The 24192-nt window shown below is 60.4% G+C and carries 22 protein-coding genes and 3 tRNA genes; 13 read left to right on the forward strand and 12 right to left on the reverse strand.

The genetic code is table 11. From position 1 onward, the window contains the following. Positions 1 to 6 precede the first annotated feature (6 nt). Genes LGL98_RS04710 through cobT form a run of 4 tightly spaced genes read left to right on the forward strand, consistent with a single transcriptional unit; the run spans position 7 to position 3989 of the window. On the forward strand, positions 7 to 831 hold the full coding sequence (locus LGL98_RS04710; RefSeq protein ID WP_136029331.1) for an energy-coupling factor ABC transporter ATP-binding protein: 825 nt from the start codon (positions 7 to 9) through the stop codon (positions 829 to 831). Then, positions 828 to 2351 (forward strand): cobyric acid synthase, encoded by a 1524-nt coding sequence (locus tag LGL98_RS04715; RefSeq protein ID WP_136029332.1) that lies wholly within the window; start codon positions 828 to 830, stop codon positions 2349 to 2351. The genes LGL98_RS04710 and LGL98_RS04715 overlap by 4 nt, the downstream gene beginning before the upstream one ends. Then, the gene (gene cobU, locus LGL98_RS04720) at positions 2345 to 2890 is read left to right on the forward strand and encodes a bifunctional adenosylcobinamide kinase/adenosylcobinamide-phosphate guanylyltransferase (RefSeq protein WP_136029335.1); all 546 of its coding nucleotides are present in this window, start codon (positions 2345 to 2347) and stop codon (positions 2888 to 2890) included. The genes LGL98_RS04715 and cobU overlap by 7 nt, the downstream gene beginning before the upstream one ends. A gap of 43 nt (positions 2891 to 2933) precedes the next feature. After that, positions 2934 to 3989, forward strand: a complete 1056-nt coding sequence (cobT, locus tag LGL98_RS04725) for a nicotinate-nucleotide--dimethylbenzimidazole phosphoribosyltransferase (protein ID WP_136029337.1) — start codon at positions 2934 to 2936, stop codon at positions 3987 to 3989. Positions 3990 to 4084: 95 nt separating this feature from the next. Here the strand turns inward: cobT and LGL98_RS04730 are convergent. The 3 genes from LGL98_RS04730 to LGL98_RS04740 all read right to left on the reverse strand — a co-directional run bounded on the left by LGL98_RS04730 (position 4085) and on the right by LGL98_RS04740 (position 4380). Continuing rightward, positions 4085 to 4161, reverse strand: a tRNA-Met gene (locus LGL98_RS04730). A gap of 32 nt (positions 4162 to 4193) precedes the next feature. Further along, positions 4194 to 4270: transfer RNA gene (locus LGL98_RS04735), tRNA-Met, on the reverse strand. A gap of 33 nt (positions 4271 to 4303) precedes the next feature. Further along, a tRNA-Met gene (locus LGL98_RS04740) sits at positions 4304 to 4380 on the reverse strand. Between the two features lie 210 nt (positions 4381 to 4590). Here LGL98_RS04740 and mltA point away from each other — a divergent pair. Together mltA and tcdA are read left to right on the forward strand one after the other, a co-directional pair. After that, positions 4591 to 5688: a murein transglycosylase A gene (gene mltA, locus LGL98_RS04745; protein ID WP_008806279.1), complete on the forward strand. Its 1098-nt coding sequence runs from the start codon at positions 4591 to 4593 to the stop codon at positions 5686 to 5688. Between the two features lie 87 nt (positions 5689 to 5775). After that, on the forward strand, positions 5776 to 6585 hold the full coding sequence (tcdA, locus tag LGL98_RS04750; RefSeq protein ID WP_008806278.1) for a tRNA cyclic N6-threonylcarbamoyladenosine(37) synthase TcdA: 810 nt from the start codon (positions 5776 to 5778) through the stop codon (positions 6583 to 6585). A gap of 141 nt (positions 6586 to 6726) precedes the next feature. Here the strand turns inward: tcdA and csdE are convergent, their stop codons facing one another. Both csdE and csdA read right to left on the reverse strand, forming a co-directional pair. Next, on the reverse strand, positions 6727 to 7164 hold the full coding sequence (gene csdE, locus LGL98_RS04755) for a cysteine desulfurase sulfur acceptor subunit CsdE (protein ID WP_136029339.1): 438 nt from the start codon (positions 7162 to 7164) through the stop codon (positions 6727 to 6729). Then, positions 7164 to 8369, reverse strand: a complete 1206-nt coding sequence (csdA, locus tag LGL98_RS04760) for a cysteine desulfurase CsdA (RefSeq protein ID WP_136029341.1) — start codon at positions 8367 to 8369, stop codon at positions 7164 to 7166. Before csdA ends, csdE begins: the two co-directional genes overlap by 1 nt. A 197-nt stretch (positions 8370 to 8566) precedes the next feature. On the opposite strand from csdA, the gene LGL98_RS04765 reads away from it, so the two are divergent. The 4 genes from LGL98_RS04765 to rlmM all read left to right on the forward strand — a co-directional run bounded on the left by LGL98_RS04765 (position 8567) and on the right by rlmM (position 11568). Next, positions 8567 to 8791: a YgdI/YgdR family lipoprotein gene (locus tag LGL98_RS04765; protein ID WP_002915549.1), complete on the forward strand. Its 225-nt coding sequence runs from the start codon at positions 8567 to 8569 to the stop codon at positions 8789 to 8791. A 351-nt stretch (positions 8792 to 9142) separates the two neighbouring features. Further along, positions 9143 to 10060 (forward strand): glycine cleavage system transcriptional regulator GcvA, encoded by a 918-nt coding sequence (gene gcvA / locus LGL98_RS04770; RefSeq protein WP_002915545.1) that lies wholly within the window; start codon positions 9143 to 9145, stop codon positions 10058 to 10060. A gap of 19 nt (positions 10061 to 10079) precedes the next feature. Continuing rightward, positions 10080 to 10475 (forward strand): DUF423 domain-containing protein, encoded by a 396-nt coding sequence (locus tag LGL98_RS04775; RefSeq protein ID WP_002915543.1) that lies wholly within the window; start codon positions 10080 to 10082, stop codon positions 10473 to 10475. After that, positions 10468 to 11568: a 23S rRNA (cytidine(2498)-2'-O)-methyltransferase RlmM gene (gene rlmM / locus LGL98_RS04780; RefSeq protein ID WP_136029342.1), complete on the forward strand. Its 1101-nt coding sequence runs from the start codon at positions 10468 to 10470 to the stop codon at positions 11566 to 11568. Before LGL98_RS04775 ends, rlmM begins: the two co-directional genes overlap by 8 nt. A gap of 48 nt (positions 11569 to 11616) precedes the next feature. Here rlmM and fucR read toward each other — a convergent pair whose 3' ends face one another. The 5 genes from fucR to fucP all read right to left on the reverse strand — a co-directional run bounded on the left by fucR (position 11617) and on the right by fucP (position 17454). Continuing rightward, a complete protein-coding gene (gene fucR, locus LGL98_RS04785) occupies positions 11617 to 12327 on the reverse strand; it encodes an L-fucose operon activator (RefSeq protein WP_004142883.1) in 711 nt (236 codons plus the stop codon). 58 nt (positions 12328 to 12385) lie between these two features. Next, a complete protein-coding gene (gene fucU, locus LGL98_RS04790) occupies positions 12386 to 12808 on the reverse strand; it encodes an L-fucose mutarotase (RefSeq protein ID WP_017899197.1) in 423 nt (140 codons plus the stop codon). Between the two features lies 1 nt (position 12809). Further along, positions 12810 to 14228: an L-fuculokinase gene (gene fucK, locus LGL98_RS04795; RefSeq protein WP_136029344.1), complete on the reverse strand. Its 1419-nt coding sequence runs from the start codon at positions 14226 to 14228 to the stop codon at positions 12810 to 12812. Between the two features lie 107 nt (positions 14229 to 14335). Beyond that, on the reverse strand, positions 14336 to 16111 hold the full coding sequence (gene fucI, locus LGL98_RS04800; protein WP_136029346.1) for an L-fucose isomerase: 1776 nt from the start codon (positions 16109 to 16111) through the stop codon (positions 14336 to 14338). 32 nt (positions 16112 to 16143) lie between these two features. Continuing rightward, positions 16144 to 17454: an L-fucose:H+ symporter permease gene (gene fucP / locus LGL98_RS04805; RefSeq protein ID WP_004151076.1), complete on the reverse strand. Its 1311-nt coding sequence runs from the start codon at positions 17452 to 17454 to the stop codon at positions 16144 to 16146. Between the two features lie 566 nt (positions 17455 to 18020). Between fucP and fucA the strand changes: the two genes are divergently transcribed. Next, positions 18021 to 18668 carry an L-fuculose-phosphate aldolase gene (fucA, locus tag LGL98_RS04810; RefSeq protein ID WP_002915470.1) on the forward strand — a complete coding sequence of 216 codons (648 nt, stop codon included), beginning with the start codon at positions 18021 to 18023 and terminating at the stop codon, positions 18666 to 18668. A 27-nt stretch (positions 18669 to 18695) separates the two neighbouring features. Next, complete coding sequence (gene fucO, locus LGL98_RS04815) at positions 18696 to 19844, forward strand: lactaldehyde reductase (protein WP_136029348.1); 1149 nt, start codon at positions 18696 to 18698, stop codon at positions 19842 to 19844. 70 nt (positions 19845 to 19914) lie between these two features. On the opposite strand, the gene xni is transcribed toward fucO, so the two are convergent. Both xni and LGL98_RS04825 read right to left on the reverse strand, forming a co-directional pair. Then, complete coding sequence (gene xni, locus LGL98_RS04820; protein WP_136029350.1) at positions 19915 to 20670, reverse strand: flap endonuclease Xni; 756 nt, start codon at positions 20668 to 20670, stop codon at positions 19915 to 19917. Positions 20671 to 20766: 96 nt separating this feature from the next. After that, the gene (locus LGL98_RS04825; RefSeq protein WP_136029351.1) at positions 20767 to 22710 is read right to left on the reverse strand and encodes a sigma-54-dependent Fis family transcriptional regulator; all 1944 of its coding nucleotides are present in this window, start codon (positions 22708 to 22710) and stop codon (positions 20767 to 20769) included. Between the two features lie 271 nt (positions 22711 to 22981). On the opposite strand from LGL98_RS04825, the gene ssuD reads away from it, so the two are divergent. Continuing rightward, complete coding sequence (gene ssuD / locus LGL98_RS04830) at positions 22982 to 24154, forward strand: FMNH2-dependent alkanesulfonate monooxygenase (RefSeq protein WP_023290851.1); 1173 nt, start codon at positions 22982 to 22984, stop codon at positions 24152 to 24154. Positions 24155 to 24192 lie beyond the last annotated feature (38 nt).

Genomic DNA, 24192 nt, shown 5'->3' on the forward strand with positions numbered 1-24192 from the left:
ATAAGTATGCTTGCCACAACCGATCTCTGGTTTCGCTATCAGGATGAGCCGGTACTTAAAGGGCTGACGCTGGATTTTTCCCGCCACGCGGTGACCGGCCTGGTGGGGGCCAACGGCTGCGGAAAGTCGACGCTGTTTATGAACCTGAGCGGCCTGCTGCGCCCGCAGCAGGGGGCGGTGCTGTGGCAGGGAGAGGCGCTGAATTACAGCAAGCGCGGTCTGCTGGCGCTGCGCCAGCAGGTGGCGACGGTGTTTCAGGATCCGGATCAGCAAATCTTTTATACCGATATCGACAGCGATATCGCTTTTAGTCTGCGTAACCTCGGGGTGGCGGAAGAGGAGATCGCCCGCCGGGTAGATGAGGCGTTGACCCTCGTCGATGCCCAGGGGTTTCGCCAGCAGCCGATCCAGTGCCTCAGTCATGGGCAGAAAAAACGGGTGGCGATCGCCGGGGCGCTGGTGCTGCAGGCGCGCTACCTGCTGCTTGACGAGCCCACCGCGGGCCTCGATCCCCGTGGGCGGGCGCAGATGATCGCCATCATCCGGCGCATTGTCGGGCAGGGGCGACGCGTGGTGATCTCCAGCCACGATATCGATCTGATCTATGAGGTGAGCGACGCCGTTTACGTTTTGCGTCACGGCGAAGTACTGGCCGAGGGGGATCCCGGCGAGGTATTTTCCTGCGCGGAGACCATGGCCCGGGCGGGATTGACGCAGCCGTGGCTGGTGAAACTTCATAGCGAACTGGGGCTGCCGCTGTGTAAAACCGAGGCGGAGTTTTTTCAGCGGATGCACAACAACGCGATAGGCGCGATAAAGGAGGCGTCATGACGCTGGCAGTGATGTTGCAGGGCACGGCTTCCGACGTTGGGAAAAGCGTGCTGGTGGCGGGACTGTGCCGCATTTTTTATCAGGATGGGCTGCGTACCGCGCCGTTTAAATCACAGAATATGGCGCTGAATTCAGGCATTACGCCGGATGGCAAAGAGATGGGCCGGGCGCAGATTTTCCAGGCCGAAGCGGCCGGGATTGCGCCGGATGTCCGCATGAATCCGGTTTTGCTCAAGCCCACCAGCGACCGTCAGGCGCAGGTGGTGCTGATGGGGCAGGTGGCGACCAGCATGGATGCGGTGAGCTATCATCAGTACAAGCCGCGCCTGCGCGAGCAGATCCTCGCGGTCTACCAGAGCCTGGCCGGAGAGTATGAGGCGCTGGTACTGGAAGGCGCCGGCAGTCCGGCGGAGATTAACCTGCGCGACCGCGATATCGTCAATATGGGCATGGCCGAGATGGCGCAATGCCCGGTGATCCTGGTGGCCGATATCGACCGCGGCGGGGTGTTTGCCGCGATTTACGGCACGCTGGCGCTGCTGCAGCCTCAGGAGCGGGCGCGGGTGAAAGGGGTGATCATCAATAAATTCCGTGGCGATGTGGCGCTCCTGCGCTCAGGGATAGAGCAAATCGAGGCGTTGACCGGGGTGCCGGTACTGGGCGTTATGCCGTGGCTTGACGTGGATCTCGAGGATGAGGACGGCGTCGCGCTGCAGGCCGGGAAATACCATCGCACCGACCGACGCGATATCGACATCGCCGTGGTTCACCTGCCGCATATCGCCAATTTTACCGACTTTAACGCCCTGGCGGCGCAGCCAGACGTCCGGGTGCGCTATGTCCGCGATCCGCAGGCGCTGGCCGACGCCGACCTGGTCATTCTCCCGGGCAGTAAAAATACCCTCGGCGATCTATGCTGGCTGCGCGAGTGCGGCATGGCGCACGCGGTCGAGCAGGCCAGGCAGCGCAAGGTGCCGCTGCTGGGGATCTGCGGCGGCTATCAGATGCTGGGAGAAACCATTATCGATGAGGTGGAGTCTGGCCTTGGCACCCAGCCCGGACTGGGGGTGCTGAAGACTGTGACCCACTTCGCCCAGCACAAAACCACCACCCAGGTGCAGGCGACCCTGGGGTCTGCGCTCCCGGATTGGTTAGCCGACGCGGCGGGGCTGCGCATCAGTGGCTACGAAATTCATATGGGCGAGACGCGCCGCGAGGCAGGCTGCCCGCCGCTGCTGCAGCTGCATAAAGCGGGGCAGGCAGTGGACGACGGGGCGATAAGCGATGACGGCCTGGCGTTCGGCACCTATCTCCACGGCCTGTTCGACAGCGATGCTTTTACCCGGGCGCTGCTCAACGGCCTGCGCCAGCGCAAAGGGCTGGCGCCGCTGGACAGCGCCCTGGAGTATGCCCGCTATAAAACCCGGCAGTTTGATCGGCTGGCGGAGGCCATGCGCGAACATATCGCCATCGATAAAATTTACGCCATCATGCGCCAACATCAGGAGCCCCTATGCTGACTCTGGTTACCGGCGGCGCGCGCAGCGGTAAAAGCCGCCATGCCGAGGCGCTGATTGCCGATGCGCCGCAGGTGTTATATATCGCCACCTCGCAAATCTTTGACGATGAGATGGCCGCAAGGATCCAGCATCATCGCGACGGCAGGCCGGTCCACTGGCGCACCGCCGAGCGCTGGCAGCAGCTTGATGAACTGATCACCCCGGCTATCGCCCCAGAGGAGGCCATTCTGCTGGAATGCATCACCACCATGGTTACCAACCTGCTGTTCGCGCTCGGCGGCGACAGCGACCCCGACGGCTGGGATTACGCCGCCATGGAACGGGCTATTGATGACGAAATTGGCGTGCTGATTGCCGCCTGTCAGCGCTGTCCGGCGCACGTGGTGCTGGTGACCAACGAGGTGGGGATGGGCATTGTGCCGGAGAACCGCCTGGCGCGGCATTTTCGCGATATCGCCGGGCGGGTCAATCAGCGCCTGGCGGCAGCGGCGGATGCGGTCTGGCTGGTGGTCTCTGGCATCGGCGTCAAAATCAAATAACTCAATCGCTGGCTGACCGGGCCAGCCCTGGCAGGGATTCTGTATGCAAAATTTAAACACGGTTCTGCGGGCGATCCCCGCGCCGGACGCCGACGCCATGGCGCGGGCACAACACCATATCGACGGCTTACTCAAGCCCCCCGGCAGCCTCGGGCGTCTGGAGGCGCTGGCGGTGCAACTGGCGGGAATGCCCGGCCTGGGCGGTCAGCCGCAGGTGGCGAAAAAAGCCCTGCTGGTGATGTGCGCCGACCATGGAGTGTGGGACGAAGGGGTGGCGATTTCGCCGAAGGCGGTCACCGCCATCCAGGCGGCAAATATGACCCGCGGCACCACCGGCGTCTGCGTGCTCGCTGCCCAGGCCGGAGCGAAAGTGCATGTGATTGATGTCGGTATCGATAGCGAACCGCTCCCCGGCGTGGTGAATATGCGGGTGGCGCGGGGCTGCGGCAATATTGCCCGCGGCCCGGCGATGAGCCGTGAGCAGGGGCAGGAATTGCTGCTGGAGGTGATGCGCTACACCCGCGCGCTGGCCCAGGAGGGCGTTACTCTGTTTGGCGTCGGCGAACTGGGGATGGCCAATACCACGCCGGCGGCGGCGATCGTCAGCGTCCTGACCGGTAGCGATGCGCAGGAGGTGGTCGGGATTGGCGCCAATCTGCCGCTGGCGAAGGTTGGCAACAAGGTGGAGGTGGTGCGGCGGGCTATCGCCGTCAATCAGCCCGACCCGAATGATGGCCTTGATGTGCTGAGCAAAGTCGGTGGTTTCGATCTGCTGGGAATGACCGGTGTCATGCTGGGGGCGGCGTCCTGTGGGCTGCCGGTGGTGCTGGATGGCTTTCTCTCCTACGCTGCGGCGCTGGCGGCGTGCCAGATAGCGCCGGCGGTAAAACCGTATCTGATCCCGTCCCACTATTCGGCGGAGAAGGGGGCGCGTATCGCGCTGGCGCACCTGGGCCTCGAACCGTATCTCAATATGGGCATGCGTCTGGGAGAAGGCAGCGGCGCGGCGCTGGCGATGCCGATCGTCGAGGCGGCCTGCGCGATGTACCATCGCATGGGCATGCTGGCGGCAAGCAATATTGTGTTACCGAAGGGGTAAGCAGGAGATGGGGGCGGCAATGGCCGTTCCCGTTTTCGGCAGAGGTTTTGCCGACGGCAGAAACAAAAAAACACCCTTGAGGGTGTTTGTAATGTTGGTTGCGGGGGCCGGATTTGAACCGACGACCTTCGGGTTATGAGCCCGACGAGCTACCAGGCTGCTCCACCCCGCGTCACCGTACTGCTTCACTTTGTCAAATTTGATTGGTTGCGGGGGCCGGATTTGAACCGACGACCTTCGGGTTATGAGCCCGACGAGCTACCAGGCTGCTCCACCCCGCGTCACCGTACTGCTTTACTTCATCAAATTTTAATTGGTTGCGGGGGCCGGATTTGAACCGACGACCTTCGGGTTATGAGCCCGACGAGCTACCAGGCTGCTCCACCCCGCGTCCGTGGAAGCGCACTATACTCCGCTAGCGAGATGATGCAACCTTTTTTCGACCAAATCGACATTTTTGTAAGAATTGGCTTATAAAACGCCACGTTGTGGTGTTTTTTTACACAAATCTGTGCCATCGATGAGATCGCGCATTTCAATAGCCCCGGCGCTTTGTTATCTTCAACACGCACTAAGGCTTCGCAGCAAAAGATGAGATACCATGAAAGGACGTTGGGCAAAATATGTAGCGACGGGGGCAATGCTGGCCATGCTCGCCGCCTGTTCCTCAAAACCGACCGACCGCGGTCAGCAATATAGCGATGGCAAGTTCACCCAGCCGTTTTCACTGGTAAACCAGCCGGATGCCGTCGGGGCGCCGATCAACGCCGGCGACTTCTCCGAGCAGGTTAATCAAATTCGTAACGCCTCGCCACGCCTCTATAATAGCCAGAGCAACGTCTATAACGCCCTGCAGGAGTGGCTGCGCGCCGGCGGCGACACCCGCACGCTGCGCCAGTTTGGCATCGACGCCTGGCAGATGCAGGGCACAGACAACTATGGCAACGTCCAGTTTACCGGCTATTACACGCCGGTGGTGCAGGCGCGCCACACCCGTCAGGGCGAATTCCAGTACCCCATTTACCGTATGCCGCCGAAGCGCGGTAAGCTGCCGTCCCGCGCCAGCATCTATGCCGGCGCGCTGAGCGATAACTATGTGCTGGCGTACAGCAACTCGTTGATGGATAACTTCATCATGGACGTGCAGGGCAGCGGCTATATCGACTTTGGCGATGGTTCGCCGCTCAACTTCTTTAGCTATGCCGGGAAAAACGGCTGGCCCTATCGCAGCATCGGCAAAGTGCTGATCGACCGCGGGGAAGTGAAGAAAGAAGATATGTCGATGCAGGCGATCCGCGAGTGGGGTGAAAAGCACAGCGAAGCGGAAGTGCGTGAGCTGCTGGAGCAGAACCCGTCGTTCGTGTTCTTTAAACCGCAGTCTTTCGCGCCGGTGAAAGGGGCCAGCGCTGTGCCGCTGATCGGCCGCGCCTCGGTGGCCTCCGACCGGTCGATTATTCCGCCAGGAACCACCTTGCTGGCCGAGGTGCCTCTGCTGGATAATAACGGCAAGTTTAACGGCCAGTACGAACTGCGCCTGATGGTCGCCCTCGACGTCGGCGGGGCCATCAAAGGCCAGCATTTCGACATCTATCAGGGCATTGGGCCTGACGCAGGCCACCGTGCCGGCTGGTATAACCACTATGGCCGCGTATGGGTGCTGAAAAACGCCCCGGGCGCGGGGAATGTTTTTAGCGGCTAACTCCCCTGGCCGTGCCTGTTGACCAGGGCGCCCGGATGACGCCGCTTGCGGCGGCCTCCGGGCGCTGTCATTTTGTTCTGAGGTTCTATGTCTGTTGTAATCAGCGATGCCTGGCGCCAGCGTTTTGGCGGTACGGCACGTTTATATGGTGAAAAAGCGCTGCAATGTTTTGCCGACGCCCACGTCTGCGTGGTCGGGATCGGCGGGGTCGGCTCCTGGGCGGCGGAAGCGCTGGCGCGGACCGGCATCGGGGCGATCACCCTTATCGATATGGACGATGTCTGCGTCACCAACACCAATCGTCAGATCCACGCCCTCAGCGGCAACGTAGGGCTGGCGAAAGCGGAAGTGATGGCGGAGCGTATTCGCCTGATCAACCCGGAGTGTCGGGTGACGGTGGTGGATGATTTCGTGACCCCAGAAAACGTGGCGGAATATCTTGGCGTCGGCTTTAGCTATGTTATCGACGCTATCGATAGCGTCCGGCCGAAAGCGGCGCTTATCGCCTGGTGTCGCCGCTACAAGGTGCCGCTGGTGACTACCGGCGGGGCGGGTGGCCAGATTGACCCAACGCAGATTCAGGTCGCTGACCTGGCGAAGACCATCCAGGATCCGCTGGCGGCCAAACTGCGCGAGCGGCTGAAAAGCCAGTTTGGGGTGGTGAAAAACAGCAAAGGTAAGCTCGGTGTGGACTGCGTCTTCTCTACCGAAGCGCTGGTCTACCCGCAGGCGGACGGCAGCGTCTGCGCAATGAAGAGCACGGCGGAAGGGCCGAAGCGGATGGACTGCGCTTCCGGTTTTGGCGCGGCGACGATGGTGACCGCGACCTTCGGGTTCGTCGCGGTGTCGCATGCCCTGAAGAAGATGCTGGCGAAGGCGGAGCGGCAGACGACGTAAATTCCCGGGTCGCGGCGCAGGCGCCTTACCCGGTCTACAGAACAATTCCCCGGAGGCGGCGCTGCGCACCTGTCCGGGCGACAAAACTGCATGAGCCCGTAGCCCGGGCAAGGCGCGTCAAGCGCCGCCCTCGGGATGAGCTTAAACCTCAACCTCGCGGGCGGCGGCAAGCACCGCCTCACTCAGCGCATTCAGGCCCTGGCTGCGCGAGGCGCTGAGCTGGCCGCGCAGCCCCAGCTCGTCGAACAGCGCCAGCGGATCCTGCGCCATGATCCCGGCGCGGGTCTTTCCTTCCACGGCGGTTAAAAGTACCGCCAGCAGACCGCGCACAATCCGTCCTTCGCTGTCGCCAAAGAAGTGCAGCCTACCCTCGGCGTCCTCCTCATAGCCCAGCCAGACGCGGTTCTCACACCCGGCAATCTCATGGGCCTGCGCTTTGCGCTCGTCGGTCAGCGTCGGCAACTTTTTGCCCAATAAAATCAGCTGACGGTATTTATCCTCCCACTGGATCAGCGGGGCGAAGGTCTGGCGCAGCGTAGCGTCGGTAATGGTTGTGCCGAAGGGGTGCAGAGTTGTCATTAATCCACCAGAATTTCCAGGGCGCGATCCACCGCGTGGACCAGCGCCGCAACATCGTCTTGGGTATTGTAGGGGGCGAAAGAGGCCCGCAGGGTGCCGCTGACCCCTAAGGCCGCCAGCAGCGGCTGGGCGCAGTGTTGCCCGGCGCGCAGGGCAATGCCGGACTCCGCCAGCAGCGTCACCAGATCGCTGTGATGAATACCCGTAAATTCAAAGGCCAACAGGCTTGACTGCTGGCAGCGGAAAGAGCGGAAGCCCGGCCGTTTCGCCAGTTCCTCTTCCGCCAGGCTCGCCAGACTGCGGCTCCAGTTTTCCGCCTGGCCGATATCGCTCTGCGCCAGCCACTCCAGCGCGGCGCTGAGGCCGATCACCCCGGCGACATTCGGCGTACCGGCCTCGAGGCCATAGGGGGCCGGCTGTGGCGTAAAGCCGTCAAAGCTGACCTCGGCGATCATTTTCCCGCCGCCGAGCCAGGGCGACATCGCCGCCAGCAGCTCGCTTTTGCCGTACAGGGCGCCGATCCCGGTCGGGCCATACAGCTTATGGCCGGAAAAGGCGTAAAAATCGATATCCAGCGCCTGCACGTCCGCCGGGAAATGCACCGCCCCCTGGGCACCGTCGACCATCACCACCATCCCGGCGGTGTGGGCAAGGCGGATAGCCTGGGCCAGGTCCGGGCAGCCGCCGGTAACGTTGGACATCTGGCCGATGGCCAGCACCCGGCTGCGCGGGGTAATCAGCGCGCTGAGGCTGGCGATATCCGGCAGACGGTCGGCGCCAAGCGGCAGTTTGACCACTCTGGCGCCGGTCTGCCCGGCCACCATCAGCCAGGGCACGAGGTTGGCATGATGCTCGGCTTCGCTAACGATAATTTCATCGCCAGGCTGCAGGCGCGGCCGGACGTAGCTCTGCGCCACCATATTGATGGCCTCGGTGGTCCCCCGCGTCCAGACGATATCTTTGCCGGAAGGGGCGTTAAGCCACGCTGCCACGCGATCGCGGGCCGCCTCGTAGCGCTCGGTCAGCCGCTGGGCGGCGGCGAACTGGCTGCGATGGACATTGCCGGCGCTCAGGCGATAAAACTGGTCGCTGGCATCGATCACCGCCAGCGGTTTGAGCGCTGTCGCCGCGCTGTCGAGATAGACGCCGGCATCGGCCAGAGCCGGAAACTGCGCGCGAAAGTGCACCGGGTTGAATGCGTTCATGGAATTCCTCGTATTAATACCGCGATCGTCGCGCAATTTGCCGGGCGTGACAAGGTCTCTGCGTCCTGTGGAATTGTCCGAATGTGACTCCACGTCCGTCAAAGAGGGTTATGCTGAAAAGTGTTGGGTTTGTGTTTTAACCTATTACTTAACGAGTTACGAATAGTATAAATAGCCGTAAGGAGAGAAGAATGAAAATGACTAAGGCCGCTGCGATTATCTCTGCCTGTATGCTGACTTTAGGCCTGAGCGCCTGTTCCTCTAACTATGTGATGCATACCAATGATGGGCGGACCATCGTTACCGACGGGAAACCGCAAACCGATAATGACACTGGCATGATCTCGTATAAAGACGCGTGGGGCAACAAACAGCAGATCAATCGCTCTGACGTGAAACAGCTGGGTGAACTGGACGAGTAAGGCAGTAAAAAGGCAAAAAAAAGCACCGCGCGTTGCGGTGCTACATTAAATCACTATGGACAGACAGGGTAAATGTACAGGAAGTGAAAAGGGGTAGCTTTGCTACCAGGGTCTGCAAAGACAGACCAATTGCAAACACAACAACACAACATCACAACCGTAAGCCAAAAGCTTGATGGAACACGCATTCCAAAAAAAGCTTCTCGTTCCGGCTCAGGAAGTGCCGCCACTATAGGTATTTGCTGGTAGAACCTCAACGGACAATTTATAATGGCTCAGATAAAAAAAACTAATAGGTTAACCATTGTTTCCTATTTGTTAAATTGAGTTAACATCTAAGCCAGAATAACCATGTCGAAGCGATTACCACCTCTGAATGCATTACGTGTTTTTGATGCAGCCGCACGTCATCTCAGCTTCACTCGGGCAGCCGATGAGCTTTTTGTGACGCAGGCCGCAGTCAGCCATCAAATCAAGTCTCTCGAGGATTTTCTGGGCCTTAAGCTGTTCCGTCGACGCAATCGTTCGCTGCTGTTAACGGAAGAAGGGCAGAGCTATTTTCAGGATATTAAAGAGATTTTTTCGCAACTGACGGAAGCAACGCGTAAACTGCAGGCGCGCAGCGCCAAAGGGGCATTAACGGTCAGTTTATTGCCAAGTTTCGCCATTCAGTGGCTGGTGCCAAGACTCACAAGCTTTAACTCAGCTTATCCGGGAATCGACGTCAGGATCCAGGCAGTAGACCGTCAGGAGGATAAGCTGGCGGACGATGTCGATGTGGCGATTTTTTACGGCCGCGGCAACTGGCCGGGCCTGCGTGTGGAAAAATTGTACGCCGAGTATCTGCTGCCGGTCTGTTCCCCGCTCTTGCTCACCGGCGACAAAGCATTGAAAACGCCTGCCGATCTGGCGCAACATACGCTGCTTCACGATGCGTCCCGCCGCGACTGGCAAACTTATACCCGTCAGCTTGGTCTAAGCCATATTAATGTGCAGCAGGGGCCGATTTTCAGCCATAGCGCGATGGTGCTGCAGGCGGCCATTCACGGGCAGGGCGTGGCGCTGGCCAACAACGTCATGGCGCAGTCCGAAATTGAAGCCGGTCGCCTGGTGTGTCCGTTTAATGATGTTCTGGTCAGTAAGAATGCGTTTTACCTTGTTTGCCATGACAGTCAGGCAGAACTGGGTAAAATAGCCGCTTTCCGGCAGTGGATCCTGGCGAAAGCGGCAAGTGAACAAGAAAAATTCCGCTTTCGTTATGAACAATAATTACTTGTAGGGTAACAACATGACCAGCCGTTTTATGCTGATATTCGCCGCAATTAGCGGCTTTATCTTTGTGGCTCTGGGCGCTTTTGGCGCGCATGTATTAAGTCAATCGCTCGGCGCGGCGGAGATGGCCTGGATCCATACCGGCCTGGAGTATCAGGCCTTCCATACCCTGGCGATTTTTGGTCTGGCGGTGGCGATGCAGCGTCGGATCAGTATCTGGTTCTACTGGAGCAGCGTATTTCTGGCGTTAGGGACCGTGCTGTTCAGCGGCAGCCTCTATTGTCTGGCGCTCTCTCATTTACGTCTGTGGGCGTTCGTGACCCCGGTGGGCGGCGTAAGCTTCCTCGCCGGTTGGGTTTTAATGTTAATTGGTGCAATTCGTCTGAAACGTAAGGGCGTTGTTCATGAATAAGGTTGTCCTCTATTGTCGCCCTGGGTTTGAGAAAGAGTGCGCAGCAGAAATTACCGATAAGGCAGCCCGCCTTGAGGTGTTTGGTTTTGCCCGGGTCAAAGAAGACTCTGGCTATGTAATTTTTGAAGGTTATCAGCAGGACGATGGCGAGAAGCTGGTGCGCGATCTGCCGTTCAGCTCGCTGATTTTCGCCCGTCAGATGTTTGTGGTCGGCGAATTGCTGCGCGACCTGCCGCCGGAGGATCGCATCACACCGATCGTCGGCATGCTGCAGGGTGTAGTGGAGAAGGGTGGCGAGCTGCGTGTGGAAGTGGCGGATACCAACGAAAGCAAAGAGCTGATGAAGTTCTGCCGCAAGTTTACGGTGCCGTTACGCGCGGCGCTGCGCGAGGCGGGCGTGCTGACCAACTATGAAACGTCAAAGCGACCGGTGGTGCATGTGTTCTTTATCGCACCCGGCTGCTGCTATACCGGCTACTCATACAGCAACAATAACTCACCGTTCTATATGGGCATTCCGCGGCTGAAGTTTCCGTCCGACGCCCCGAGCCGTTCCACCCTTAAGCTGGAAGAGGCATTCCACGTCTTTATTCCGGCGGACGAGTGGGACGAGCGCCTGGCGAACGGCATGTATGCCGTCGATCTCGGCGCCTGCCCGGGCGGCTGGACCTATCAGCTGGTGAAGCGCAACATGTGGGTCTCTTCGGTCGATAACGGCCCGATGGCCCAGAGCCTGATGGATACCGGCCAGGTGACCTGGCTGCGCGAAGACGGTTTCCGCTATCGTCCGAACCGCAACAACATCTCGTGGATGGTCTGCGATATGGTGGAGAAACCGGCGAAGGTGGCGGCGCTGATGGCGCAGTGGCTGGTCAACGGCTGGTGCCGGGAGACCATCTTCAACCTCAAGCTGCCGATGAAAAAGCGCTATGAAGAGGTGTCGCAGAATCTGGCCTATATTCAGGCCCAGCTGGACGAGCACGGCGTTAACGCCCAGATCCAGGCGCGTCAGCTGTATCACGATCGTGAAGAAGTGACCGTTCACGTGCGCCGTCTGTGGGCCGCCGTCGGCGGACGTCGCGACGAGCGTTAATCCTTCCCCCTCAGGCCGGAGATGCGTGCGCGTCCTCCGGCCTTCCCCTTAAGGCTGCGGCGCATCCGACACAATATGCGTCACGTCATCCAGATGACCAATCCTCGCCTCGCCGGAGCGGTTGAACTTGCTTTTGTCGATCAGCAGCAGCGACTGCGCCGCCCGCTTAAGCAGGATTGATTTGAAGTCGGCATTGAACGCATTGGAGTCCCACAGCGCGCCCTGCGGGTCGATGCCTTCGCAGGAAAAAATAAACAGATCGATCTCCAGCGATTTCAGCTGGGAAATCAGCGCCGGGTTAACGTAGCAGCCATATTTCCGCTGCAGAGTACCGCCGGAGCAGGTGAGTGTGATTTGGTCGCGTTTGGCCAGCTCCTGGCAGATGGGCTGACTGTTGGTAAAGACGTGCAGCGGGCGGTCCGGCAGCTGGCGGGCGAGATACCAGCAGGTGGAGCTGGCATCGAGGGCGATCACCATCCCTTCGTCAATCCAGGCCAGCGCTTCGCGGGCGATGTCGGCTTTATGCGCGTAATGGCTTTTCAGGCGCATGTGGAAAGGATCGCCGCTGTCCTGGCTGCGCTGGTGGATCACTTTGGCCCGGCCGTGGTTGCGCAGCACTTTGCCCTGCGCCTGCAGCTCGCTCAGATCGCGGCGAATAGTTTCCCTGCTGACGTTGAGCTGTTTTGACAACGTTTCGGTGGTCAGGCTGCTGTGGGTGATCAGGAGATCGACGATTGCCTGCTGGCGGGCTGCTTTCATTTATTCTCATCCCATCATTGCTTGAGCGTCTGCATCAGGCAGACGCTCCGGCATGAGATTACGGTGTGACTCCTTTTTTTAAAAGGATATTTCCGTACTTAGCGCACTCTCCTGTGATAACGATCGCAAAGGCTTTTTGCGCCCGGTCGTAGAAGGCAAAGCGGTCAATCCGCACGATATCCGGGCAGGGGGCCTGCGCCGAGAGCGCCTGCCGATAGCGCTGTTCCACCGTCGGGTCGAGCGCATCGCCTTCGACGGCGGCCATCATCACCAGCGGCGGCGCATAGCTGTCTAATTCGAACAGCGGGATAATTGCCTGCAGCAGATCGCTGACTCGCAGGCCATCGGCGCGGATCACCTGCGGACCCATGCTGTGCGCCGGGAAGTGGGCATCGGAAAAAATGATTTCATCCCCATGGCCCATTTCAGCCAGCACTTTCAGCAGTTCCGGCGATATCAGCGGGGAAATGGTTTTGAGCATCTCAGGCTTCCTCTATCAGTTCAGGTTCAGTTTGCGGCCAGAAATAGCGGTAGCGGTACGCGACCTGCGCTCTGGCCTCTTCCGGAGAAGAGAACTCGCCCACGCCATACCAGCCAAACATCGCCGCGCCGGCCACGGTGGTTTCGGCATCATCAAGGACTTTGATCGGTATCCCGAGTCGGTTGGCTTTGATCTGGTTCCATAGCGCGTTGCGGCTGCCGCCGCCGACCAGCAGCAGCTCTTTCGCCCTGAAGCCGCCGATTTTTTCCAGGGTTTGCAGATGCTGCGCCAGCTGGCCGCTTAACCCCTCCAGCGCGGCGCGGTAAAAATGGCCGCGGGTGGTGTTGAGCGTGACACCCTGCCAGCCGGCGTGCTGGCTGGCGAGCAGGTCACACTGCATCCTGACGCCCTGGGCGCCGGACGGGATCGCCTGCGCTTCGTCAATCAGTGTCTGCCATGGGGTATCAGCGCTATACAGTAGTTTGCGCACCCACTCGAGCACGCCGGAGGCCAGCCACTGCATCCCCGGGTTATAGCGGCCCGGCTGGCTGTCCAGCTCGCAGGTGGAGCCGTTATAGTCACAGAGCAGCGAGGTGTCGACCTGCGCGCTGCGCACCATCAGGATCTCCCAGGTCCCGGAGGAGAGCACCGGCTCATCCTGCCTGGCGCCGGCGCCAAACAGGGCGAACTGGGTGTCATGCCCGGCCGAGATAACCGGGATCCCGACGGGAAGGCCCAGCAGCGCAGCGGCATCCGGCAGCAGGGCGCCGATGGGCTGGCCTGCTTCAACCAGCCGCGGGAACAGGCGGCGCGGTAGGCCGGTCGCCTGCAGGATTGGCGCGCTGAAATCGCGCTGCCGGAGATCGAGCATCTGGCTGGTGCCTGCCATGGTGAGGTCGGTGGTGAACTCCCCGGTCAGCCGATGGTTGATCAGCGATGAAATAAACAGCCAGGCATGGGCCTGCGCCAGCAGCTGCGGGTGGTTCTCTTTCAGCCACACCAGCTTATACAGGGTGTTGAATGCAAACGCGCCGACGCCGGCAATCTGCTGCAGCTGGCGCGCGGGCATATACTGGCTGATATTCTCCATCACCGCCGCGGTGCGCGGGCATTTCCAGCTGATGATCGGATACAGCAGGGCACCCTGCTCATCCACCAGCGCGCCATCGACGCCAAAGGTCGTGACGGTAATGCCGCGCACCGTGCAGGAGGCCAGCTGGTCATGGATCTGCCGACAGCAGTCGGCAAAGCGCTGCATAATGGCCTCCAGCGACCACTGGTGCCAGTCGCTTTTTTCCGCCGCGATGTCGCTGGCGTTAGCCGTTGCGGCGCGGGCGATAATTTTCCCTTGTCGATCCACGGCCATCGCCCGCACGTTCGTGGCGCCGCAGTCGAGGACCAGGATAACGTCTTGCTTCATAGTGACTCCCGAAACAACATTGCCGGATGGCGCAGCGCTTATCCGGCCTACAGACCGCGCGCGTCTGTAGGCAAGGTAAGCCTGCGCCTCCGGGCGAAACCAACCTGTTAATGCTTATACAGCGGCCCGTAGTTCTGGCAGGCGCGGTAGTCCTGGCCCTCGATATCCATGCCGTGCGCGGCCCAGGCGGAAGGGCGGTAGATTTTCGCCTCTTCCACGTTGTGCATGCAGACCGGAATGCGCAGCATGGCGGCGAGGGTAATGAAATCTGCGCCAACGTGGCCGATGGTCAGCACGCCGTGGTTGGCGCCCCAGTTGGCCATCACCGAGTACACATCGCTGAACGGGCCCTTGCCGGTCAGGCGTGGGGCAAACCAGGTGGTGGGCCAGGTGGAGTTAGTGCGGGCGTCGAGCTGGTCGTGCATCGCTTTGGGCAGCGCCACGCTCCAGCCTTCGGCAATTTGCAGCACCGGCCCCAGACCTTTGATGATGTTCACCCGGGTCATGGTGAACGGCACGCCGCCTTCGGTCAGGAAGCGGGAAGAGAAGCCGCCGCCGCGGAAGTATTCGTGGATCGCCGGGCACCATTCGGTCGCCGCGAGGCAGGCATCCGCCTCGTTCTGTTCAATCTCCCAGTGAGGTTTCATCGTCGGGTTGCCCTGCGCGTCGCGCTGCTGGCAGGAACCGTCCAGCGCCGCAGAGCCGGAGTTAATCAGGTGAATGATGCCGTGCTCCGCCCGCCCGGTGAGCGGCTGCCCGGTGACCCGTTCAACGGCATCCGGCGACCAATAGGTGCGGACGTCGGCAAACACCTGGGCGGTGCCGGTGAGCTGGTGGCCCATCAGCATGGCCACGCCGTTGAGGCTGTCGTTTTCGGTAGCGACGACAAACGGTTCGCGCACCCCGTTCCAGTCAAAAGAGCTGTTGAGCAGCGCTTCGGCGGTATCACCATTGGGGTATTGATCGGTCCAGTGGCGCTGACCCTGGAAACCGGCGGCGATAGCGTTGTAGCCCAGCGACTCCTCCACCAGTCCTTTTTCCGCCAGCTTCGGGTTGCCTTGCATCATGTCGCGGATGCACATCGCCATCAGCAGGCTCTCTTTCAGCACCGCGCGGCTCTGCGTTTCATTGCGCTTATACTGCTCAGCGTTCTGATCTTCGCCGTAGCGGAAGTGTGTATCCGCCCACGCCAGCGCCATCTCCAGCTCAGTTTCATCATAGATTTTTTGATCAATTCGCCGGCGCAGCTCCGTCATGTCGACAGCCTGAACCTTCATGCCGAGCCAGGATTCAAAGAAATTGTGGTCGACGATGGAGCCGGCGATGCCCATTGAGACGCCGCCCAGCGACAGATAGCTTTTCCCTTTCATACTGGCGACAGCCAGGCCGGCGCGCGCGAAGCGCAGCAGTTTTTCTTCGACATCCGCCGGGATCGAGGTGTCATCGGCATCCTGCACGTCATGTCCGTAGATGGAGAACGCCGGGATCCCTTTCTGGCTATGGGCCGCCAGCGCCGCGGCCAGGTAGACCGCCCCCGGACGCTCGGTGCCGTTAAAGCCCCAGATGGCCTTCGGGCGCAGCGGATCCATGTCGATGGTTTCGCTGCCGTAGCACCAGCAGGGGGTGACGGTGATGGTGACGCCGACGTTCTGGCTGCTGAATTTCTCTTCACAGGCGGCCGACTCGGCCATGCCGGCGATGCAGGTATCGGCAATCACGCACTCCACCCGGGCGCCGCAGGCGTGGCGCAGTTTCTCGCTAATAAGCGCGGCGGTGGCTTTCGCCATGTTCATGGTTTGCGCTTCCAGCGACTCGCGGACCCCCATGCGACGACCATCGATTACCGGGCGGATACCGATCTTCGGTAAGCTGATTTTTTTCATTACAGATCCCTCAGGTTATGCGGATAACAGGTTTAGTTCGTCGCCGCTTGTGAACGGAAACGGGCAAAAATAAAGATGATGGCGAAGCACAGCGCCGGGACCAGTTCGGCGGTCGGGATATTGCCGGCGGCGTCGCTGACAAAGCCCATCACCGGGGTAACGATCCCGCCGCCGATAATGGTCATGACGATAAATGACGAACCATATTTGGTGTCCTGGCCCAGATGCTTAATCCCCAGCGAGAAGATGGTGGGGTACTGAATGGACATAAAGGCGCTGCACAGGGTCAGGGCCAGCAGACCGACGTGGCCGCCGCTGAAGGCGGAGAGCAAGCAGAGCAGCATGGCGATAAACGCATAGATAGCGAGCACGTTATGCGGCGCGAAGCGGCGGATAAGCCAGGTGCCGGTAAAACGGCCAATAAAGAAGCAGACCATAGTGGCGGTCAGGTAGTTGGCGGCGAAACCGGCCGTCATGCCCGGGATCTCTTCGATAGCGTAGCGGATCAGGTAGCTCCAGCAGGCGGTTTGCGCGCCGACGTAGCAGAACTGGGCCAGTACCGCCCAGCGCCAGTGGCGGATGCGCATCAGGCGCGTCAGCGAGGCGAAAAAAGTGCTCTGCGCGCTGTCGCTGTGGTCATCGCTTTGCAGGGAGGGGAAGCGGGTGCAGACGATCAGCAGGGCGACCAGCAGGACGATAGCCACGATAATCATATAGGGGGTTTGTACCGACAGGACCAGACTGTGTTTCCAGGCGCTGAGCTGTTCCGGCGTCATTTTATCCAGCACCTCCTGCGGCTGATGCGGGACGTTAGACAAAATAAGACTCTGGCCAAATACCACGGCAATAATGGCGCCGAATGAGTTAAAGGTCTGGGCCAGATTAAGGCGGAAGTGACCGCCGCTTTCCGGACCGAGGACGGTGACAAACGGGTTGGCCGCGGTTTCGAGACAGCCAAGTCCGGCGGCAATAATAAATAATCCAATGAGAAATAAGGTGTAATTCATCACTTCGGCGGCAGGCCAGAACAGCGCGGCGCCGCAGGCATATAAAAACAGCCCCGTAAGAATGCCGGCTTTATAGCTGAACTTTTTCATCAACATTCCGGCGGGGATGGGAATAATAAAATAGCCAAAGTAAAAGGCCGATTGAATTAATCCGGCCTGGAAATTAGTCAGGGTAAAGGCCTGTTGAAATTGCGGTAATAAAATATCATTCAGATTATTAGCCACGGCCCACAGAAAAAAGAGGGAGCACAGCAGAGCGAAAGGAATAATGTAGCTCTTACTCTGCCCGCTCTCCATGGCACGGTAACTTTGCGTTGGTATCGTTGTGTTTCCCATAGCGTCCTCATCAGTTCAGAAGCATTTACAACAGCATTCAGGGCGCAGTCTGGTGCTGCAGCAGACCGCAAAATTAAGTGAGCTCAGGTGACGCGCCGGTGAGTGAAATGAAAGTCACGGCGGAACTCATGGCTTCATTTTCAAATAAAAACCGCCTGTTAATATGATGATGGTCACACTTAACGTACTGTGGGTCATTTTATGTGATAATTGTCACTTTAATTTTTCAAAAACGCTGACCGTTTGAGAAAATAAATTCACAAAACCACAACGCTAATGACCGAATGAATATATATTGTGGAAAACGGGCAAATGTTACAAAGAAATAAAATGCCCGCTTGATGAAATATTATTAAGAACGGGCATTTTAATCACTCTCTTAATGGGCATGGTTTCTTTATTCATGGCGGAATAATTGACGCGGCTCACAAAATATAATCATGAAAATTCCCCTTTGAGTATTCAGGTTGATGATGAAGACCATTATTCACCCTATCCCACGGTAGCCGACGATATTTCTGTTGCCCTGCCGTTGATGGATGATGAGTCACCAAAAGAGGAACGCAATGGAAAGAAACAGACTGGCCCGGCAGATTATCGATACCTGCCTGGAAATGACCCGCCTGGGGTTAAATCAGGGAACCGCCGGCAATGTCAGCGTGCGCTATCAGGGAGGAATGCTGATCACCCCCACCGGCATCCCGTATGAAAAACTGACGGAAGACAAGATCGTCTTTATCGATGCCGACGGCCAGCATGAGCAGGGAAAACTGCCCTCCAGCGAATGGCGTTTTCATCAGGCGGCCTACCAGACGCGACCCGATGCCCAGGCGGTGGTCCACAATCACGCTGTCCATTGTACGGCGGTGTCGATCCTCAACCGGCCCATCCCGGCCATCCACTATATGATCGCCGCGGCTGGCGGGAATTCGATCCCCTGCGCGCCCTATGCCACCTTCGGCACCCGCGAACTGTCTGAGCATGTCGCGGTGGCGCTGAAGCACCGCAAAGCCACGCTGCTACAGCATCACGGCCTGATCGCCTGCGAGGCCAGCCTGGAGAAAGCGCTCTGGCTGGCGCACGAAGTGGAAGTCCTGGCCCAGCTCTATCTCAGTACGCTGGCGATTACCGACCCGGTCCCGGTGCTGGATGACGAGGCGATCGCCATCGTGCTGGAGAAGTTCAAAACCTACGGATTACGCATTGAAGAGTGATGCCGCAACGCTAACAGGAGAGACGCGATGGCAAACAGAATGATCCTCAACGAAACGGCGTGGTTTGGCCGGGGGGCGATAAACGCATTAACCGATGAAGCGGTGCGGCGCGGCTATCGCAAAGCATTGATCGTCACCGACAGCACCCTCGTCCGCTGCGGCGTGGCGGCGAAAGTCACCGACAAACTGGATGCCGCCGGGCTGGCATGGGATATGTTCAGCGACGTGATCCCTAACCCGACCATTGCCGTGGTCCAGCAGGGGCTGCAGGCCTTTCAGCGCAGCGGGGCGGATTACCTGATCGCCATCGGCGGCGGTTCGCCGCAGGATACCTGTAAGGCGATCGGTATTATTCAGCGTAACCCCGAATTCGCCGATGTCCGTAGCCTCGAGGGGCTCTCGCCGACCCGTCAGCCCAGCGTGCCGATCTTCGCGGTGCCGACCACCGCGGGTACCGCGGCGGAGGTGACGATCAACTATGTCATCACCGATGAAGAACAGCGGCGCAAGTTCGTCTGTGTCGACCCGCATGACATTCCGCAGGTGGCCTTTATCGATGCCGATATGATGGACGCCATGCCGCCAGCGCTGAAGGCGGCCACCGGCGTGGACGCCCTGACGCATGCTATCGAAGGGTACCTTACTCGCGGCGCCTGGGCTTTGACCGATGCCCTGCACCTCAAGGCCATCGAGATCATTGCCGGGGCGCTGCGCGGCTCGGTTGCCGGAGACGCCGGCGCGGGGGAAGCTATGGCGCTCGGCCAGTACGTCGCGGGGATGGGATTTTCCAACGTCGGGCTCGGGCTGGTGCATGGCATGGCGCATCCGCTCGGCGCTTTTTACAATACGCCGCACGGCGTGGCGAATGCCATCCTGCTGCCGCACGTGATGCGCTTTAATGCTGAGGCGACGGGGGAAAAATATCGCGACATCGCCCAGGCGATGGGCGTCAGGGGGGAAGCGTTAAGCCTGACCGCCGCGCGCGAGGCGGCAGTGGAGGCGGTCTGCCAGCTAAACCGCGATGTCGGTATACCCGGCCATCTGCGTGAGGTGGGCGTCAGGAAAGAGGATATTCCGGCGCTGGCCCAGGCGGCGCTGGCGGATATGTGTACCGGCGGCAACCCACGCGAGGCGAGCCTGGCGGATATCGTCGCGTTATATCAGGTGGCCTGGTGATTGCCTGGCCCGGGTAAAGCAGGCAGTGCCGGAGGCAGTTACCCTGCACCGGCGCACTGCTTAACGATGGTCAGCGCGTCAGCCGCAGCTGCTGCAGATTACCGTCCAGCTGGAGGTCGGTCTGCAAGCGGGCCACCTCCCGGCAGATGAAGGCCATCTCCTGATGCGCGGCCAGTTTTTTGCGCCACTTTTCCGGAACCTCGGCCAGGCGGGCGTACAACCCCTCCAGGTCCTGAAACTCGTTCAGCAGCTGGGCGGCGCTTTTGGGACCAATGCCCGCTACGCCCGGCACCTTCGAACTGCTGATCCCCGCCAGCCCCCAGTAATCCGCCAGCTGCTCCGGGGTGACGCCGAACTCACTGGCGATGAAGGGCGCGTCCAGCCAGCGTTTCTGAAAGTAGTCGCGGATGCGGATGGTGGGCGACAGCAGCTGACAGTAGCCTTTGTCGGTGGAGACGATGGTGGCCTGATGGCCCGCCTGGGCCACCTTCACCGCCAGGGTGGCGGCGAGGTCGTCCGCTTCGCTGCCCGGCGAGGCCCAGCAGCGGATCCCCCGCTGCTCGAAAGCGGCCCGCAGCGCTGGCATCTCGGCGACCAGCGTCTCCGGCATCGGCGCGCGGCCGGCTTTGTACTCCGGCAGACGCTGGTGGCGCCAGCCGTGGGCGCGATCCTCATCATCAAACACCGCCACCGCGTGGGTGGGCTGACTGTGGACGATCAGCTGCTCCAGCGCATGCAGGCAGGTATCGACGCAGGGCGAACCCTGCACCGCGTGGATGCGGCGGATCAGATTTAACGCGTCGACGATTAACAGATGAACAGCCACAGATACCCCCTTATTCTTAGCGCCTTTAGGGTAACATCGCCATCGGATCGAGGCTATCTGCGCCTGAACAATCAGGAAGATAACGCGCAAATTTCGCTAACTGACCGCCATCAGCGGGCTGATGACGCCCGGCGCAGGTTCGCCGTACCACACCGCTTCGCGCACCGGGACCGGTTTGGCGATAAGCCCGAGGGCGTAAAAGCGATCGGCAATGGTCTGCTGGGCGCGGATCACCGACAGATCCATCGGCCTTGGGCGATGACTGCGGCGGGCGAGGGCGATGCGCAGCGAGCGGGCGTCAATCCCCAGCTCTGCCGAGAGTAAGCGGGCCGCTTCGCCGCGATGCGAGTCGATAAAATGCCCGGTGTGGGTCAGCTCTGTCAGCAGGCGGCGCATGATATCGCCATGCTGAGCGAGATAGTCCCGTCGCGAAAGATAAAACTGATGGTTGTTGACCCGGCCTTCGCCGCTGGCGACCACCCGCAGCTCGCCAGTGTGTTCGGCGTCGCTGAGCAGCGGATCCCACATCATCCAGGCGTCAACCGCCAGATAGTCGCTGGCGGTCAGCGGGTATTTCGGCGGGGTATAGACCACCCGCACGTCGTTCAGCCCCAGACCGGCGTCCTCGAGGATCTGCAGCAGCAGCCAGTGGACATTCGACCCTTTATTGAGGGCGATGCGTTTTCCGCGCAGATCGCTGAGCTGGCGGATGTCGCTCTCCTGCGGGACGACCATCGCCACGCTGCGCGGCGCCGGCGGCTCCCATGCGACGTACATCAGTTCGCTGTTGCTGGCCTGGGCGAACACCGGCGGCGCTTCCCCGGTGGTGCCAAAGTCGATTTCGTTGCAGGCGAGGGCGTGGAGAAGCTGCGGTCCGGCAGGAAACTCACTCCATAGCACGTTGACGCCGAGGCTGGCGAAGGCGGTTTCCAGACTCTGGCGGGCTTTCAGGATCCCGAGGCTGCCGAAGCGCTGGTAGCCAATGCGCAGTTCGCGATCGGCCCCGGTCGCGCTGGCGAACGCCCGCGGCGGCGCGGGCGGGCGGCGACGGCTTTTGATCAGCCCGAGATTAGCGAGCTGGGTACGCAAGGTGTGCCGACTGATCCCCAACAGCGCGGCCGCCTGGCTCTGGTTATCGTCGCAATGCGCCATGGCGTGGCGAATCAGGGCGCTGGTCACTCGCTGCCACAGCGGCTCGCCGGGAAGCGCCAGCTGGTGGCGAATAAAGTCGTCCAGTTCATGATCGCTTGCTGGCGCCGGGGCGTCGTTGAGCGTCGCCAGGCGCAGCTGGGCGGGGCTAATCTCCTCCTCTTTACTGAGCAGCACCGCGTTGTGCAGGGTGTTTTCCAGCTCGCGAATATTGCCCGGCCACGAATAGTCCATCAGCCGGGCCAGTGATTCCGGCGCCAGACGCAGGGTTGGCCGCCCGAGGCGCCGGGCGTAGAGCGATAAAAAGTGGTGCGCCAGCAACGGGATATCCTGCCGACGCTGGCGCAGGGGCGGCAGCGGCACCACCGCGATATTCAGCCGATAGTAAAGATCCTCGCGAAAGCGGCGCTCGCGGATCGCCTGGGCCAGGTCGACGTGGGTGGCGGCAATCACCCGGACGTTGACTTTGATGGCCTTGCGCGAGCCGACGCGGGTAATCTCACGTTCCTGCAGCACCCGCAGCAGTTTGACCTGCAGCGGCAGGCTTAATTCGCCGATCTCGTCCAGCAGCAGCGTCCCCCCTTCCGCGGCTTCAAACCAGCCGGGTTGTCCCTGCTGCGCGCCGGTGAAGGCGCCTTTCTCATGGCCGAACAGTTCGGCTTCGGCAAGGCTCTCGGTTAGCGCGCCGCAGTTGACCGCCAGAAACGGCTGCTGGCGGCGGGCGCTGTGGTGATGGAGATAGCGGGCCACCACCTCCTTACCGGTGCCGGTTTCGCCCACGATCAGCACGGTAGCCTCCGTCGGCGCGAGCTTGTCCAGCAGGCTCTGGAAAGCCTTCGACGCCGGGTCGATCAGCGCGGGAGCGGTGGAAGGGGATTCTGGGTTCAGCATAGCGGGCCTCCGGTCGTTGACGCCTTGAACTTATCCTGCGGCGGCGGCAGAAACCAGAGGGGGAAGGCCCGCGGCTGTTGCAAATGCGCCAGCGGATGCGCGGCGGCTGCGTAATTTGCAACAGCGTGGCGCAATAGGGATATTTCCAGTGCCTTGATTTTAAATGGTTAATTTTTTATTCACCATTGGCATGATTATCGCTAACACCCATATAACCAAATTAAAACATCTCTTCGATAAATATCGGATATGGTTATATAGGAAATAGATAATGACGCAGCAAGCTCCCGACAAGATCAATGTCTTCTGGTTCTTACCTACCCATGGCGATGGCCGCTATCTGGGCACCACCGAGGGTGGACGCCCGGTCGATTTACCTTATCTGCAACAGGTGGCGCTGGCGGCCGACAGTCTGGGCTATTACGGCGTGCTGATCCCCACCGGTAAAAGCTGTGAGGATTCGTGGCTGGTGGCCTCGGCGCTAGCGCCGTTGACCCGTCGTCTACGCTATCTGGTGGCGGTCAGACCGGGCCTGCAGCCGCCGACGCTGGCGGCGCGGATGGCGGCCACCCTCGACCGTTTATCGGAAGGTCGGCTGCTGATCAACGTCGTCACCGGCGGCGACCCGGTGGAAAACAAAGGTGATGGCATCTTTCTCAGCCACAGCGAACGCTACCAGGTGACTCGCGAATTTCTCGATGTTTACTCCCGCCTGCTGCGCGGGGAGAAAGTGGACTATCACGGCGAGCATATTCATGTCGAGGGGGCGGAAGTGCTGTTTCCGCCGGTTCAGGAAAATGGCCCGCCGCTGTACTTCGGCGGCTCTTCTGAGGCGGCTATCGATGTGGCGGCCGAACAGATCGACAGTTATCTGACGTGGGGCGAACCGCCGGAACTGGTGGCGGAGAAGCTGGCGGTTGTGCGTGAGCGCGCCGCGGCCCGCGGACGCACCCTGGAGTACGGCATTCGTCTGCACGTCATTGTGCGCGAAACGGAAGAAGAGGCATGGGCCGCCGCCGACCGGCTGATTGCCCATCTTGACGACGACACCATCGCTCAGGCGCAAAAGATCTTCGCCCGCATGGACTCGGCTGGCCAGGCGCGGATGAGCGCCCTTCATCAGGGGTCGCGCGACAATCTGCGCATTGCCCCTAATCTGTGGGCCGGCGTCGGGCTGGTGCGCGGCGGCGCGGGAACCGCGCTGGTGGGTAATCCGCAGCAGGTGGCGGAACGTATCCGCGAATATCAGGCGCTCGGCATCAGCAACTTTATCTTCTCCGGCTACCCGCATCTGGAAGAAGCGCACCGCTTTGCCGAGCTGGTGATGCCTCTGCTGCCGCTGGAAAACGCGGCCTCGTCGAAGGCGCGCAGCGTGAACACCGGTCCGTTTGGCGAAACCATCGGCGGTGATAAGCGCCCGGTGCGCCAGGTCAGCGCCAGCTGATGGCCCGGAGCGCGACCATGAGACAGCATACCGGAGGA

Source organism: Klebsiella africana, assembly GCF_020526085.1.
Taxonomy (GTDB): domain Bacteria; phylum Pseudomonadota; class Gammaproteobacteria; order Enterobacterales; family Enterobacteriaceae; genus Klebsiella; species Klebsiella africana.

Excerpts from the sequence above, each read along its gene's own strand:
- ssuD (WP_023290851.1), top strand. The coding sequence starts at position 22,982 with ATGACGCAGCAAGCTCCCGACAAGATCAATGTCTTCTGGTTCTTACCT.
- LGL98_RS04710 (WP_136029331.1), top strand. The coding sequence starts at position 7 with ATGCTTGCCACAACCGATCTCTGGTTTCGCTATCAGGATGAGCCGGTA.
- fucI (WP_136029346.1), bottom strand. The coding sequence starts at position 16,111 with ATGAAAAAAATCAGCTTACCGAAGATCGGTATCCGCCCGGTAATCGAT.
- tcdA (WP_008806278.1), top strand. The coding sequence starts at position 5,776 with ATGTCTGTTGTAATCAGCGATGCCTGGCGCCAGCGTTTTGGCGGTACG.
- cobU (WP_136029335.1), top strand. The coding sequence starts at position 2,345 with ATGCTGACTCTGGTTACCGGCGGCGCGCGCAGCGGTAAAAGCCGCCAT.
- rlmM (WP_136029342.1), top strand. The coding sequence starts at position 10,468 with ATGAATAAGGTTGTCCTCTATTGTCGCCCTGGGTTTGAGAAAGAGTGC.
- csdE (WP_136029339.1), bottom strand. The coding sequence starts at position 7,164 with ATGACAACTCTGCACCCCTTCGGCACAACCATTACCGACGCTACGCTG.
- cobT (WP_136029337.1), top strand. The coding sequence starts at position 2,934 with ATGCAAAATTTAAACACGGTTCTGCGGGCGATCCCCGCGCCGGACGCC.
- LGL98_RS04765 (WP_002915549.1), top strand. The coding sequence starts at position 8,567 with ATGACTAAGGCCGCTGCGATTATCTCTGCCTGTATGCTGACTTTAGGC.
- fucK (WP_136029344.1), bottom strand. The coding sequence starts at position 14,228 with ATGAAGCAAGACGTTATCCTGGTCCTCGACTGCGGCGCCACGAACGTG.
- fucU (WP_017899197.1), bottom strand. The coding sequence starts at position 12,808 with ATGCTCAAAACCATTTCCCCGCTGATATCGCCGGAACTGCTGAAAGTG.
- LGL98_RS04775 (WP_002915543.1), top strand. The coding sequence starts at position 10,080 with ATGACCAGCCGTTTTATGCTGATATTCGCCGCAATTAGCGGCTTTATC.
- fucO (WP_136029348.1), top strand. The coding sequence starts at position 18,696 with ATGGCAAACAGAATGATCCTCAACGAAACGGCGTGGTTTGGCCGGGGG.
- mltA (WP_008806279.1), top strand. The coding sequence starts at position 4,591 with ATGAAAGGACGTTGGGCAAAATATGTAGCGACGGGGGCAATGCTGGCC.
- csdA (WP_136029341.1), bottom strand. The coding sequence starts at position 8,369 with ATGAACGCATTCAACCCGGTGCACTTTCGCGCGCAGTTTCCGGCTCTG.
- fucA (WP_002915470.1), top strand. The coding sequence starts at position 18,021 with ATGGAAAGAAACAGACTGGCCCGGCAGATTATCGATACCTGCCTGGAA.
- fucP (WP_004151076.1), bottom strand. The coding sequence starts at position 17,454 with ATGGGAAACACAACGATACCAACGCAAAGTTACCGTGCCATGGAGAGC.
- LGL98_RS04715 (WP_136029332.1), top strand. The coding sequence starts at position 828 with ATGACGCTGGCAGTGATGTTGCAGGGCACGGCTTCCGACGTTGGGAAA.
- gcvA (WP_002915545.1), top strand. The coding sequence starts at position 9,143 with ATGTCGAAGCGATTACCACCTCTGAATGCATTACGTGTTTTTGATGCA.
- fucR (WP_004142883.1), bottom strand. The coding sequence starts at position 12,327 with ATGAAAGCAGCCCGCCAGCAGGCAATCGTCGATCTCCTGATCACCCAC.
- LGL98_RS04825 (WP_136029351.1), bottom strand. The coding sequence starts at position 22,710 with ATGCTGAACCCAGAATCCCCTTCCACCGCTCCCGCGCTGATCGACCCG.